At 71.1% G+C, this 13,456-nt stretch carries 13 protein-coding genes; 1 reads left to right on the top strand and 12 read right to left on the bottom strand.

From position 1 onward, the window contains the following. Window positions 1-41: 41 nt before the first annotated feature. The 12 genes from rpoZ to pyrR form a co-directional block, all read right to left on the bottom strand. Window positions 42-305, bottom strand: a complete 264-nt coding sequence (gene rpoZ, locus ACZ4FV_RS09140) for a DNA-directed RNA polymerase subunit omega (RefSeq protein ID WP_020551792.1) — start codon at window positions 303-305, stop codon at window positions 42-44. Between the two features lie 78 nt (window positions 306-383). Further along, window positions 384-941: a guanylate kinase gene (gene gmk / locus ACZ4FV_RS09135; protein ID WP_395871862.1), complete on the bottom strand. Its 558-nt coding sequence runs from the start codon at window positions 939-941 to the stop codon at window positions 384-386. Window positions 942-969: 28 nt separating this feature from the next. After that, entirely contained in the window at window positions 970-1,293 is a 324-nt protein-coding gene (gene mihF, locus ACZ4FV_RS09130) for an integration host factor, actinobacterial type (RefSeq protein WP_026218483.1), read from the bottom strand. A 575-nt stretch (window positions 1,294-1,868) separates the two neighbouring features. Next, complete coding sequence (gene pyrF / locus ACZ4FV_RS09125; RefSeq protein ID WP_395871864.1) at window positions 1,869-2,564, bottom strand: orotidine-5'-phosphate decarboxylase; 696 nt, start codon at window positions 2,562-2,564, stop codon at window positions 1,869-1,871. Window positions 2,565-2,671: 107 nt separating this feature from the next. Then, window positions 2,672-3,697 (bottom strand): dihydroorotate dehydrogenase, encoded by a 1,026-nt coding sequence (locus tag ACZ4FV_RS09120; protein ID WP_395871866.1) that lies wholly within the window; start codon window positions 3,695-3,697, stop codon window positions 2,672-2,674. Next, window positions 3,697-4,548 (bottom strand): dihydroorotate dehydrogenase electron transfer subunit, encoded by an 852-nt coding sequence (locus ACZ4FV_RS09115; protein WP_395871868.1) that lies wholly within the window; start codon window positions 4,546-4,548, stop codon window positions 3,697-3,699. Before ACZ4FV_RS09115 ends, ACZ4FV_RS09120 begins: the two co-directional genes overlap by 1 nt. An 8-nt stretch (window positions 4,549-4,556) precedes the next feature. Beyond that, entirely contained in the window at window positions 4,557-7,868 is a 3,312-nt protein-coding gene (gene carB / locus ACZ4FV_RS09110; protein WP_465322259.1) for a carbamoyl-phosphate synthase large subunit, read from the bottom strand. After that, window positions 7,861-8,994: a glutamine-hydrolyzing carbamoyl-phosphate synthase small subunit gene (gene carA, locus ACZ4FV_RS09105; protein ID WP_395872089.1), complete on the bottom strand. Its 1,134-nt coding sequence runs from the start codon at window positions 8,992-8,994 to the stop codon at window positions 7,861-7,863. The genes carB and carA overlap by 8 nt, the downstream gene beginning before the upstream one ends. Window positions 8,995-8,999: 5 nt before the next feature. Next, window positions 9,000-9,623, bottom strand: a complete 624-nt coding sequence (locus ACZ4FV_RS09100; RefSeq protein WP_402236560.1) for a PH-like domain-containing protein — start codon at window positions 9,621-9,623, stop codon at window positions 9,000-9,002. Beyond that, window positions 9,620-10,906: a dihydroorotase gene (locus ACZ4FV_RS09095; protein ID WP_395871874.1), complete on the bottom strand. Its 1,287-nt coding sequence runs from the start codon at window positions 10,904-10,906 to the stop codon at window positions 9,620-9,622. Before ACZ4FV_RS09095 ends, ACZ4FV_RS09100 begins: the two co-directional genes overlap by 4 nt. After that, the gene (locus tag ACZ4FV_RS09090; RefSeq protein WP_395871876.1) at window positions 10,903-11,910 is read right to left on the bottom strand and encodes an aspartate carbamoyltransferase catalytic subunit; all 1,008 of its coding nucleotides are present in this window, start codon (window positions 11,908-11,910) and stop codon (window positions 10,903-10,905) included. The genes ACZ4FV_RS09095 and ACZ4FV_RS09090 overlap by 4 nt, the downstream gene beginning before the upstream one ends. Before the next feature lie 3 nt (window positions 11,911-11,913). Further along, entirely contained in the window at window positions 11,914-12,552 is a 639-nt protein-coding gene (pyrR, locus tag ACZ4FV_RS09085; protein ID WP_395871878.1) for a bifunctional pyr operon transcriptional regulator/uracil phosphoribosyltransferase PyrR, read from the bottom strand. A gap of 376 nt (window positions 12,553-12,928) precedes the next feature. Between pyrR and bldD the strand changes: the two genes are divergently transcribed. Continuing rightward, on the top strand, window positions 12,929-13,432 hold the full coding sequence (bldD, locus tag ACZ4FV_RS09080) for a transcriptional regulator BldD (RefSeq protein ID WP_161356183.1): 504 nt from the start codon (window positions 12,929-12,931) through the stop codon (window positions 13,430-13,432). The last annotated feature ends 24 nt before the right edge of the window (window positions 13,433-13,456 follow it).

The following is a 13,456-nucleotide window of genomic DNA, read 5'->3' as shown; positions in this document are numbered from 1 at the left end:
AGCGGTCCAGCGATACAGCGCATTCGAGTCGCGTGACTCGCTCAGCCCTCGATGGGCTCGGCGGTCAGCATGCCCGAGTTGATCTCGCGAAGCGCGATCGACAGCGGCTTCTCGTGCACGTGCGTGTCCACGAGCGGACCCACGTATTCCAGCAGGCCCTCGCCGAGCTGCGAGTAGTAGGCATTGATCTGCCGAGCACGCTTCGCCGCGTAGATGACGAGGCTGTACTTGGAGTCGGTCGCCTCCAAGAGCTCGTCGATGGGCGGGTTGATGATGCCCTCGGGTGCGGTGGAAGAAGCTGACAAGGCGGGGGCCCTTCGAAAAGCTGTGAAAGCTGTGGGTGAAAGTCGGGCTGCCTGGTGACTATCGGGCAGCCCGAACGATCAAGATACGTTCATCAAGGCTAGCAGTTCGCGTACGACGTCTTCGACGGACGTGTTGACCAGCGTCATGTCGAATTCGGATTCCGCGGCCAACTCGACCTTCGCGGCGGCCAGGCGCCGCTCGATGACTTCGGGGGACTCGGTCCCCCGGCCCACCAGACGGCGGACCAGTTCGTCCCACGAGGGCGGGGCGAGGAACACCAGGCGTGCCTCGGGCATCGCCTGCCGTACCTGCCGGGCGCCCTGCAGGTCGATTTCGAGCAGGGTGGGAACGTCGGCGTCAAGCCGTTCGAGCACGGGCAGTCGCGGGGTCCCATAGCGGTTCCCGGCGAATTCGGCCCATTCGAGCAGTTCATCGGAAGCGATCAGTTTGTCGAACTGATCGCCGTCGGTGAAGTGGTACTCCACACCGTCGGTCTCCCCTGGACGGGGCTTTCGTGTGGTCGCGGACACAGACAGCCAAACCTCGGGGTGACGGCGGCGCAGGTCAGCGACCACCGTGCTCTTGCCGACCCCGGAGGGGCCGGAGAGCACGATGAGTCGACGGGTGCCGTGCACGTTACGGGGATCGGAGCCGGCGCCCGGTTCAGGACGCGGAGCCACCGAATTCCCGTTCGAGTGCTGCGATCTGATTCGTGCCGAGACCGCGGACGCGCCGGGTCTCGGAGATGTTCAGCTTCTCCATGAGCTGCTTGGCGCGCACCTTGCCGACGCCGGGGAGGGACTCCAGGAGGGCCGATACCTTCATCTTGCCCACGACCGGATTGTCCTTGCCCTCCTTGATGACGTCGCTGAGCGAAGCACCGGAGTTCTTGAGCCGGTTCTTCACCTCGGCGCGCTCCCGCCGAGCCGCAGCGGCTTTAGCGAGCGCATCCGCGCGTTCTTCGGGGGTCAGGGGTGGGAGAGCCACGCCGTGTCACCTCGGACTTCGTTGCGATCCTCAAGGCCGCCCGGCTCGGACGGCCACCAACAAACAGTGGAACCTAGCTGGTCAGAGCGTTCGCGGCAACGCGCGACACTCCACCGGGCCGGCTCACGAGGGAGCCTAGTCGGCGAATCGGTCCGCGTCGCCCGAATCGATGGGAAAAGCCCGGCTACCTGCGACAAAACCCGAACCTGACGGAGCGTCGGACGCCTGCGGGGCGGTCGCCGGACCCGCCGGCGCCTCCGCACCCCCTCCCGGCGCTCTTGCGCACGGCGACCACACTCCGATCCCGGACGCCGGCCGCGCCGGGCTCGGCGGCACGGACTCGATCGCTCCCGCCCGGAGCAATCCGCACGGTACGGCGGCCACGCCGCGAGCCCGCCGCAACGGCCCGAGAGCGCCTTCGAAGCACCCCTGGGCCGCGTCCGGCACTCCCGGCGCTCCCGGGTACCGGACGCCCGGTCCGGGGCCACACGCACGCCACAGCGGCATCCGCGAGCCGGCGCGCGGCCCGGGCAAGGGCCGGCGACCGGGCCCGCCCCACCCGCGCGCCGCCGCAATCAGCGCGCCGCCAGCGCCGCGCCGATCTCCCGCGCCGCCTCGCCGACGTCCGCCGCACCCGTGATCGGCCGCCCGATCACCAGCAGGTCCGCGCCGTCGGCCAACGCCTGCTCGGGCGTGGCCACCCGGCTCTGGTCGCCGAGCGCCGCGCCCGCCGGCCGCACCCCCGGGGTGATCAGCACGATGCCCGGTCCCACCTCGCCCCGCACCGCCGCGACCTCGCGCGGCGAACACACGATCGCGCGCGCCCCGGCCGCGACCGCGAGCCCGGCCAGCCGTCGGGCCGCCTCGATCGAAGGGCCCGCCAGACCGATCGCCGTCAGGTCCTCCTCGGCCATCGAGGTCAGCACGGTCACCGCGACGATGTTCACCTCCGGCGCGGCGTCGGCCGCGGCCCGGATCATCGCCGTCCCGCCGCTCGCGTGCACGGTCAGATACGTCGGCGCCAGCCGCGCGACCGAACGCACCGCGCCCGCCACGGTGTTCGGGATGTCGTGCAGCTTCAGGTCCAGGAACACGTCCCGCCCGCCGCTGGCCTCCCGCGCGCCCAGGACCGCGTCCGCGCCGTCCCGCAGGAACACCTCCAGGCCGACCTTGACCGTACTCACGTGCGGGCCCACGGCCTTCGCCCACGCGAGCGCGCGGTCGAGGTCGGGCGCGTCCAGGGCCACCGCCACGGGTGCGAGGTTGCTCATCGAAATCCCACTCTCGTCGACATCGAATATTCGTCCGGGTCCGGGCCCGGACATGGCGATGCCGGCACGAACCCCGTCCGTACCGGCATCACCCTCACCACAAGCCCCTAACGATGCGCGTACCCGATCGCCGCCTCCAGCGAGCCGAAGCCGCGGGCGATCAGCGCCGCCCGCAGTTCGTCCAGGATCCGCACCGGCGCCGACGGATCGTTGAAGATCACCGTGCCCACCGACACCGCCGCCGCGCCCGCGAGGATGAACTCCAGCGCGTCCAGGCCGGTGCGGATGCCGCCCATGCCGACGATCGGCACCTGCGCCATCTGCCCGTCCAGCATCGCCGCGTGCACCTGGTACACGCAGCGCACCGCGACCGGTCGTACCGCCGGGCCGGAGAGCCCGCCGGTGACACCGGCCAGGACCGGCTTCATCGTGTCGGTGTCGATCACCATGCCCAGCAGCGTGTTGATCATCGACAGGCCGTCCGCGCCCGCCTCCACGCACGCCCGGGCGATGTCCACGATCGAGGTCACGTCCGGCGACAGCTTGGCCAGCACCGGCACCAGCGGGTCCGCCGCGTCGCGCACCGCGCGGATCACGTCGTAGGACGTGGCCGGGTTGCACGCGAACACCTGGCCCCGATTGGCCACGTTCGGACACGAGATGTTGGCCTCGATGCCGACCACGCCGGGCGCGCCCTTGAGCCGCTCGGCCAGCGCCACGAAGTCGTCCACGTGGCCGCCGGCGATGGACACGATGGTGCGCCCGCCGCGGGCCGCCAGCCAGGGCAGGTCGCGCTCGACGAAGGCGTCGATGCCCGGGCCCTGCAGGCCGATCGAGTTGAGCATCCCGGACGGCGTCTCGGCCATCCGTGGGGTGGCCCGGCCCGAACGCGGGTACGGCATGATCGTCTTGGTGACCACCGCGCCGATCGCGGCCGGCTCGAAGAACTTGGCCAATTCCTTGCCGTAGCCGGCGCAGCCCGAGGCCGTGGTCACCGGGTTCGGCAACAGCGTCGAGCCGAGCCGGGTGGCCAGGTCGATCCCGCCACCGGGCAGCATGATCGTCGACGGCGGCGGCTCGTCGAAGTCGCTCGCGCCCTCGTTGTCGGCGTAACCGCCGTACACGTCGGTCATCAGTGCGCTCCCATCGCCGCTGCGCCCTCGATGTCCGCCGGGATCGTGCCGGCGTCGTCCCAGCGCACCTTGGTGCCGTCGAAGCACGGCCCGTCCACACACGAGCGGACGAACCGGCTGACGCCGTCGTCGCCGACCACCGGGAGCACGCATGTCATGCATACCCCGACGCCGCACGCCATCGATTCCTCGACCGCGGTGAACACGCGCGCGTCGTGCGCGGTCGCCACCTCGGTGACCGCGCGCAGCATGCCCATCGGCCCGCACGCGTACACGACGTCCGCCGCCACCGCGGTGAGCACCTCGGGCAGCGGGCCGGTGACGAAGCCGCGCACACCCTCGGAGCCGTCGTCGGTGGTGACCACGACGTCCTCGGTGATCGCGCGCGCCTGGTCCACGCCGTACAGCCGCTCGCCGGTCGCCGCGCCGAGCACGAAGGCGACCGAGCCGCCGTCGGCCACGATCCGCTCGGCGAGCGCGAACATCGGCGCGCTGCCGTAGCCGCCGGCCACCATCACCGCGCTGACCGGCTCGGCCGGCAGCGGGAACGGCGTGCCCAGCGGCGCGACCACGTTCACGCTGTCGCCCACCCGCAGCCGGGCCAGCTCGCGGGTGCCGCGCCCGGCCTCGGCGAAGACCACGTCGATCGTCTCCGCGCCCGGGTCGGCCCGGTGGATGGAGAACGCGCGGCGCAGCAGCATCGCCGAGTCGACGCCGCCGATCGCCACGGCGACGAAGTGGCCGGGTTCGACGCGGGCGGCGATCCCGGGGGCGCGCAACACCAGGCGGTGGTACGCGCCCGCGGGTTCGCGGCCGACGATCTCCGCCTGCACCTGCAGGGGAAGTGCCATCGGTGTCGTCAGCCCTTTCGGTGGGACGTGATGTGGTCGGCGTGCTCCTGGAGCGAGCGCACCCCGATGTCGCCGGCGATCAGCGACTGGATGCCCTGGACCGCCGCGGCGAAGCCCTGCACCGTGGTGATGCTCGGGATGCCTCGGGTGACCGCCGCGGTGCGGATCTCGTAGCCGTCGAGTCGCCCGCCGGTGCCGAACGGGGTGTTGACGATCAGCTCGACCTCCCCGTCGTGGATCATCCGCACGATGGTCGGCTCGCCGTTGGGGCCAGGGCCCTCGCTGTGCTTGCGCACCACGGTGGCGGGCACGCCGTTGCGGCGCAGCACCTCGGCGGTGCCCTCGGTGGCCAGGATCTCGAAGCCCATGTCGTGCATGGCCTTGACCGGGAACACCATCGAGCGCTTGTCCCGGTTGGCGAAGGACACGAAGGCGCGACCCTTGAGCGGCAGCGAACCGTACGCGCCGGCCTGGGACTTGGCGTAGGCGGTGCCGAACACCGCGTCGATGCCCATCACCTCGCCGGTGGAGCGCATCTCCGGGCTGAGCACGGTGTCCACGCCGCGGCCCTTGGTGTCGCGGAAGCGGTTCCAGGGCAGGACCGCCTCCTTGACCGCGATCGGCGCGTCCATCGGCAGCGTGCCGCCGTCGCCCTCGGCCGGGAGCAGGCCCTCGGCGCGCAGTTCGGCGATCGTGGCGCCGAGGGAGACGCGCGCGGCGGCCTTGGCCAGCGGCACCGCGGTCGCCTTGGACACGAACGGCACGGTCCGCGACGCGCGCGGGTTGGCCTCCAGGACGTAGAGGATGTCGCCGGAGAGCGCGAACTGGATGTTGATCAGTCCGCGTACCCCCACGCCGCGCGCGATGCCCAGGGTGGCCGCGCGCAGCCGCTTGATGTCGTGCGCGCCGAGCGTGATCGGCGGCAGCGCGCAGGCCGAGTCGCCGGAGTGGATGCCGGCTTCCTCGATGTGCTCCATCACGCCGCCGAGGTAGAGGTCCTCGCCGTCGTAGAGCGCGTCCACGTCGATCTCGATCGCGTCGTCGAGGAAGCGGTCGACGAGCACCGGGTGGTCGCTGACCAGGCCGGCGTTCTGCTCCAGGTAGGTGGCCAGGGAGGGCTCGTCGTAGACGATCTCCATGCCGCGCCCGCCGAGCACGTAGGAGGGCCGCACCAGCACGGGGTAGCCGATCTCGGCGGCGATCGCGCTGGCCTCGCCGAAGGAGAACGCGGTGCCGTGCTTGGGCGCGAGCAGTCCGGCCTCGGCCAGCACCCGGCCGAAGGCGCCGCGCTCCTCGGCGAGGTGGATCGCCTCGGGCGAGGTGCCCGCGATCGGCACGCCCGCGTCCTTGAGCTTTTGCGCCAGCCCGAGCGGGGTCTGTCCGCCGAGCTGGACCAGGACGCCGGCGACGGGTCCGGCCTGGGTCTCGGCGTACACGATCTCCAGCACGTCCTCCAGGGTGAGCGGCTCGAAGTAGAGCCGGTCGGAGGTGTCGTAGTCGGTGGAGACGGTCTCCGGGTTGCAGTTGACCATCACGGTCTCGTAGCCCGCGTCGTGCAGCGCGAACGCGGCGTGCACGCACGAGTAGTCGAACTCGATGCCCTGCCCGATCCGGTTCGGCCCGGAGCCCAGGATGATCACGGCCGGCTTGGTGCGCGGCGCGACCTCGCTCTCCTCGTCGTAGGACGAGTAGTGGTACGGGGTGCGCGCGGCGAACTCGGCGGCGCAGGTGTCCACGGTCTTGTACACCGGACGCACGCCGAGCGCCTGGCGCACCTCGCGCACGACCTCCTCGCGCATGCCCCGGATCGCCGCGATCTGCACGTCCGAGAGGCCGTGCCGCTTGGCCAGTCGCAGCACCTCGGGGGTCAGCTCGGCCGCGTCGCGGACCTCGCCGGCGATCTCGTGGATCAGGTACATCTGGTCCAGGAACCACGGGTCGATCCGGGTCGCCTCGAACAGTTCCTCGGGTGTGGCGCCGGCCCGGATGGCGTCCATGACCACGTTGATCCGGCCGTCGGTGGGCTTCTCGGCGGCGGCGAGCAGGTCCGCCTTGTCCCCGACCTCGGAGACGAAGTCGAACTGCGAGCCCTTCTTCTCCAGCGAGCGCAGCGCCTTGTTCAGCGCCTCGGTGAAGTTGCGGCCGATCGCCATCGCTTCGCCGACCGACTTCATCGTGGTGGTGAGGCGGTCGTCGGCGGCCGGGAACTTCTCGAAGGCGAAGCGCGGGACCTTGACCACGACGTAGTCGAGCGAGGGCTCGAAGCTGGCCGGGGTCTCCTTGGTGATGTCGTTGGGGATCTCGTCGAGCGTGTAGCCGATCGCGAGCCGCGCGGCGATCTTGGCGATCGGGAAGCCGGTCGCCTTGGAGGCAAGGGCCGAGGAGCGCGAGACGCGCGGGTTCATCTCGATCACGATCACCCGGCCGTCCTCGGGGTTGATCGCGAACTGGATATTGCAGCCGCCGGTGTCGACGCCGACCTCGCGGATCACCGCGATGCCGATGTCGCGCAGCGTCTGGTACTCGCGGTCGGTCAGCGTCATCGCGGGCGCCACGGTGATCGAGTCGCCGGTGTGCACGCCCATCGGGTCGAAGTTCTCGATCGAGCAGACGACCACGACGTTGTCGTGCTTGTCGCGCATCAGCTCGAGCTCGTACTCCTTCCAGCCGAGGATGGACTCCTCCAGGAGCACCTCGGTGGTCGGCGACAGGGTCAGGCCCTGGCCGGCGATCCGGCGCAGGTCCTCCTCGTCGTGCGCGAAGCCGGAGCCGGCGCCGCCCATGGTGAAGGACGGGCGGACCACGACCGGGTAGCCGCCGAGCGTGTCGACGCCGGCGAGCACGTCGTCCATCGAGTGGCAGATCACCGAGCGGGCCGACTCGCCGTGCCCGATCTTCTCCCGCACCCGCTCGACCACGCCCTTGAACAGGTCGCGGTCCTCGCCCTTTTGGATCGAGTCGAGGTTGGCGCCGATCAGCTCGACGTTGTACTTCTCCAGCACGCCGTTCTCGCTGAGCGAGACCGCGATGTTGAGTGCGGTCTGCCCGCCCAGGGTGGGCAGGAGCGCGTCGGGGCGCTCCTTGGCGATGATCTTCTCGACGAACTCGGGGGTGATCGGCTCGACGTAGGTGGCGTCGGCGATCTCCGGGTCGGTCATGATCGTGGCCGGGTTGGAGTTGACCAGGATCACCCGCAGGCCCTCGGCCTTGAGGATCCGGCACGCCTGGGTGCCGGAGTAGTCGAACTCCGCGGCCTGGCCGATGACGATCGGGCCCGAGCCGACGACCAGGACGGACTTCAGGTCGCTGCGCTTAGGCACTCTTGGTCTCCATCAGCGTCACGAAACGGTCGAACAGGTAGGCGGAGTCGTGCGGTCCGGCCGCCGCCTCCGGGTGGTACTGCACGCTGAACGCGGGTCGGTCCAGCAGGCGCAGGCCCTCGACGACGTCGTCGTTGAGGCACACGTGGCTGACCTCGGCCCGCCCGTAGGGGGTATCCGAGACGGTGTCCAGCGGCGCGTCCACGGCGAAGCCGTGGTTGTGCGCGGTCACCTCGACCTTGCCGGTCGTGCGGTCCTGCACGGGCTGGTTGATGCCGCGGTGGCCGTACTTGAGCTTGTAGGTGCCGAAGCCCAGCGCGCGCCCGAGCAGCTGGTTGCCGAAGCAGATCCCGAAGAACGGGGTGCCCTGGGCCAGCACGGCGCGCAGCAGCTCGATCTGGTGGGTCGCGGTGGCCGGGTCGCCGGGGCCGTTGGAGAAGAACACGCCGTCGGGGGCGATGGAGTTGACCTCCTCCAGCGTGGCCGTGGCGGGCAGCACGTGCACCTCGATGCCGCGCTCGGCCATCCGGTGCGGGGTCATGCCCTTGATGCCCAGGTCCAGCGCCGCGACGGTGAAGCGCTTGGTGCCGATCGCGGGCACCACGTAGGCGGCGTCGGTGCTGACCTGCTCGGCGAGGTCGGCGCCGGCCATCTCGGGGCTGGTGCGCACCCGCTCCAGCAGCGCGGCCTCGTCCGCGCGGGCGGCGTCGCCGGAGAAGATGCCGACCCGCATCGCGCCGCGCTCGCGCAGGTGGCGGGTCAGCGCGCGGGTGTCGATGCCGCTGATGCCGACCACGCCGTAGCGCACGAGTTCGTCGTCGAGCGAACGCCTCGAACGGTGGTTGGAGGGCACCCGGGCGGGGTCGCGGACGACGTAGCCGGAGACCCAGATCCGGGACGACTCGGGGTCCTCGTCGTTGACGCCGGTGTTGCCGACGTGCGGGGCCGTCATCACGACGACCTGGCGGTGGTACGAGGGGTCGGTCAGGGTCTCCTGGTAGCCCGACATGCCGGTGGAGAACACCGCCTCGCCGAACGTCTCCCCCACCGCGCCGTAGGCGCTGCCGCGGAACGTGCGCCCGTCCTCGAGGACGAGCACCGCAGGCGTCGTGGCCCGTCCGGTCATTGCGGTCACGTGACCGATCCTTCCTGGTGGTTCTGTGTAGCGGTGCCGGCGGTCGCCGGCAGTTCCCCGGCGATCAGCCGGGTGATGGTCTCGATCCACGCGTCGTGGTCGTCCGGGTGATCGCCGCGGAAGCCGGAGTCGAGCGAGGTGTCGCCGTGCGTCCAGGTGATCACCAGCAGGCCGCCCTCGGGCAGCACCTTCCCGGCGATGCCCTTCTCGTGTCGCACGCCGGTCAGCGCCGCGGCGGGCACGAAGAAGTCGGTCGCGGCGGGCCGCTCGACCACCAGGCCGTCCGCGCGCAGGGTCAGCTCGACCGGGCTGCGGGTGCCCAGGCCGTGCGCGACCACGCGGTCGAGCCAGTCGCCGGCGGTGGTGCTGCCGAAGTAGCGGCCGACCAGCGGCGGCAGCAGCGGCGCGGCACCGGCCTCGGACGCGGTGGGCAGCGCGGGCAGCCCCTCCTGCCGCTTGCCGCGCTTCTTCCAGGCGCGCCACATCAGCAGGTAGACGCCGAGCACGAAGGCGAGGCAGATGCCGATCCAGAGGATGCGACCGCCCCAGTTCGTCACCTCCGCCGACTTCTGTTCGGTGGCGAGCAGCAGCAGGTCGTGGTGCGCCGTGCCTGAGGTCACGCGAGCTTCCCGTCGATCACCGTGGGTACGCCGCGCAGGAACGTGGCGACCACCTTGCCGGGCAGTTCCAAGCCGGCGTAGGGGGTGTTACGGCTGCGCGAGGCGAGTTCGGACGGTTCGACCGTACGCCGTGGGGTCGGGTCGACCAGCACCAGGTTGGCGGGCTCGCCGACCTCGACCGGGCGACCGTGCCCGTCGAGTCGGCCGATCGCGGCGGGGCGCACCGACATGCGGTCGGCGACGCCGGCCCAGTCGAGCAGGCCGGTGTCGACCATGGTCTCCTGCACGATCGACAGGGCCGTCTCCAGGCCGAGCATGCCCATCGCGGCGACCGCCCACTCGCAGTCCTTGTCCTCGCTGGGGTGCGGGGCGTGGTCGGTGGCGACGGCGTCGATGGTGCCGTCGGCGAGCGCCTCGCGCAGCGCGGTGACGTCGGCGGCGGTGCGCAGCGGCGGGTTGACCTTGTAGACCGGGTCGTAGCTGCGCACGAGTTCGTCGGTGAGCAGGAGGTGGTGCGGGGTGACCTCGGCGGTGACGTTCCAGCCCTTGGACTTGGCCCAGCGCAGGATCTCCACCGAGCCCGCCGTGGAGACGTGGCACACGTGCAGCCGCGAGCCGACGTGCGCGGTGAGCAGCACGTCGCGGGCGATGATCGACTCCTCGGCGACCGCGGGCCAGCCGCGCAGGCCCAGTTCGCCGGAGACGGTGCCCTCGTTCATCTGCGCGCCCTCGGTCAGCCGGGGCTCCTGCGCGTGCTGGGCGACCACGCCGTCGAAGGCCTTCACGTACTCCAGCGCGCGGCGCATGATCACCGCGTCGTCCACGCACTTGCCGTCGTCGGAGAACACCCGCACGCGCGCGGCCGAGTCGGCCATCGCGCCCAACTCGGCGAGCCGCTGGCCGGCCAGGCCCACGGTGACCGCGCCGACCGGGTGCACGTCGCAACGACCGGTCTCCTGGCCGAGCCGCCAGACCTGCTCGACGGTGCCGGCGGTGTCCGCGACCGGGTCGGTGTTGGCCATCGCGTGCACGGCGGTGAAGCCGCCCAGCGCCGCCGCGTTCGCGCCGGTGGCGACCGTCTCGGCGTCCTCGCGGCCGGGCTCGCGCAGGTGGGTGTGCAGGTCGACCAGGCCCGGCAGCAGGATCTGCCCTGCGGCCTCGATCACGACGGCGCCGTCGGCGCGCAGGCCGGTGCCGATCTCGGCGATCACGCCGTCGCGGATGAGCACGTCCGACGCGTCGCCCCCGAGGACCTTGGCGTCCTTGATCAGGTACGTGCTCACTGGGTGTTCTCCTCGGTGCCGGTGCCGGTGCTGGTGTTCGAGGCGCTCGGGGCGCTGGGGGTGCTCAGGGCCGGTTCGTTGCCGCCCAGGAGCAGGTACAGGACCGCCATCCGCACGCTGACGCCGTTGGTGACCTGCTCGACGATGGTCGAGCGGGTCGAGTCGGCGACCTCGGCGGCGATCTCCATACCGCGGTTCATCGGGCCGGGGTGCATCACGATGGCGTGCTCGGGGAGCATCGCCATCCGGCGCAGGTCCAGGCCGTAGCGGCGCGAGTATTCGCGCTCGGTGGGGAAGAACGCGGCGTTCATCCGCTCGCGCTGCACGCGCAGCATCATCACCGCGTCGCTCTTGGGCAGTGGCGCGTCCAGGTCGTAGGAGACCGTGCAGGGCCAGCTCTCCACGCCGATCGGGAGCAGCGTGGGCGGCGCGACCAGGGTGACCTCGGCGCCCAGGGTGGCCAGCAGGAGCACGTTGGAGCGGGCCACCCGGCTGTGCAGGACGTCACCCACAAGGGTGATTCGGCGGCCTTCCAGATCGCCGCGCCCGCCGGCCAGCCTGCGCCGCATGGTGAACGCGTCGAGCAGTGCCTGGGTGGGGTGCTCGTGGGTGCCGTCGCCGGCGTTGACCACCGAGCCGCGCAGCCAGCCGGAGCCGGCCAGGCGGTGCGGCGCGCCGGAGGCGTGGTGCCGGATGACCACCGCGTCGGCGCCCATCGCCTGCAGGGTGAGCGCGGTGTCCTTGAGCGATTCGCCCTTGGAGACCGAGGAGCCCTTGGCGGAGAAGTTGATCACGTCTGCGGACAGCCGCTTGGCGGCGGCCTCGAACGAGATGCGGGTGCGGGTGGAGTCCTCGAAGAACAGGTTGACCACGGTGCGGCCGCGCAGCGTCGGCAGCTTCTTGATCGGCCGCTCGGCGATGTGTGCGAGTTCTTCGGCGGTGTCGAGGATCAGGATGGCGTCGTCACGGGTGAGGTCCGCGGCCGAGATCAGGTGGCGCTTCACTGGCTACTTCTCCGCGTCGGTGGGGGCCGCGGCGGGGTCGGCCGCGCGGGTGCCGAGCAGGACCGCGTCGCGGCCGTCGTACTCGGCGAGGTGGACCTTGACGGTCTCGCGCAGCGACGTGGGCAGGTTCTTGCCCACGTAGTCGGCGCGGATCGGGAGTTCACGGTGGCCGCGGTCGACCAGGACGGCCAGTTGCACCGCGCGCGGGCGACCGATGTCGTTCAGCGCGTCCAGGGCGGCGCGGATGGTGCGGCCGGAGAAGAGCACGTCGTCGACCAGCACGACGAGCTTGCCGTCGATGCCCTCGGCCGGGATCTCGGTGCGCTCCAGGGCGCGGGCCGGGCCGAGCCGGAGGTCGTCGCGGTACATGGTGATGTCCAGCGCGCCGACCGGGACCTTCGCGCCGTCCTCGATCGAGGCGAGTCGCTCGCCGAGCCGGCGGGCCAGTGCCACGCCTCGGGTCGGGATGCCCAGGAGCACGACGTCGTCGGCGCCCTTGGCGCGTTCGACGATCTCGTGCGCGATCCGGGTCAGCGCCCGGTTGATATCGGAGGTGTCCAGGACCGCGCGGGCGGTGGCCGGGTCGAGGTCCTTGGGACGGGCGGCCGACGTGCCGCCGGGGGTGTTGCCAGGTGCTGTCATGGAAAACAGACCTCCTTCCCCGTCTCACAGGACGGGCTTTAAAGGACGTCGGGGTACGTCCCTCACAGTATCAGCCAACATCATCAGTCTTTCGGCCGCCCGGACCGTTCGATCGAGCCGGGGCGAAAGCCGCGTAAGGGGGCCTCTCACCTGCGCGAATCCGGCTTTGTAGCCCGTTCGGCTTGACGGACGCAAATTACTCTGCGTAACCTCACAATGAGTCACCACCGGGCCAAACGCGACAGTCGCGACGTGCCGAACCTCGCAGCTTCGGGGAGAGTTCGAGGTACAGAAAGCCGGCCCGGAGGTAGCCACCCCATCGGTTCGGCCAACCACCGGTGGACCTTCACGGTCAGTCACCTGTTTTGGGAGCGAGATGTCCAGCGACTACGCCAAGCAGCTCGGGGCGAAGCTCCGCGCGATCCGGACCCAGCAGGGCCTGTCCCTGCACGGTGTCGAGGAGAAGTCCCAGGGCCGCTGGAAGGCCGTCGTCGTCGGTTCGTACGAACGCGGCGACCGTGCGGTAACCGTGCAGCGCCTGGCCGAGCTCGCCGACTTCTACGGCGTTCCGGTCCAGGAGCTGCTGCCCGGCGGCACCCCCAACGGCGCGGCCGAGCCGCCGCCGCGGCTGGTTCTGGACCTGGAGCGGCTGCAGACCGTGCCGTCCGACCAGGCCGGTCCGCTGCAGCGCTACGCGGCCACCATCCAGAGCCAGCGCGGCGACTACAACGGCAAGGTGCTGTCGATCCGTCAGGACGACCTGCGCACGCTGGCCGTGATCTACGACCAGTCGCCGAGCGTGCTGACCGAGCAGCTCATCGGGTGGGGCGTGCTCAACCCGGAGGCCCGTCGGGCCGTCGACAGCCAGAACAACGCGTGACAATCCGCTAGACGGAGCGTTACG

This window comes from Embleya sp. NPDC025285, assembly GCF_055558835.1.
Note: the sequence above shows the minus strand (reverse complement) of the source record. Positions and strands in the feature narration are given on the sequence as shown.

Excerpts from the sequence above, each read along its gene's own strand:
- pyrF (WP_395871864.1), bottom strand. The coding sequence starts at position 2,564 with ATGAGCAACCTCGCACCCGTGGCGGTGGCCCTGGACGCGCCCGACCTC.
- ACZ4FV_RS09120 (WP_395871866.1), bottom strand. The coding sequence starts at position 3,697 with ATGACCGACGTGTACGGCGGTTACGCCGACAACGAGGGCGCGAGCGAC.
- ACZ4FV_RS09115 (WP_395871868.1), bottom strand. The coding sequence starts at position 4,548 with ATGGCACTTCCCCTGCAGGTGCAGGCGGAGATCGTCGGCCGCGAACCC.
- carA (WP_395872089.1), bottom strand. The coding sequence starts at position 8,994 with ATGACCGGACGGGCCACGACGCCTGCGGTGCTCGTCCTCGAGGACGGG.
- pyrR (WP_395871878.1), bottom strand. The coding sequence starts at position 12,552 with ATGACAGCACCTGGCAACACCCCCGGCGGCACGTCGGCCGCCCGTCCC.
- bldD (WP_161356183.1), top strand. The coding sequence starts at position 12,929 with ATGTCCAGCGACTACGCCAAGCAGCTCGGGGCGAAGCTCCGCGCGATC.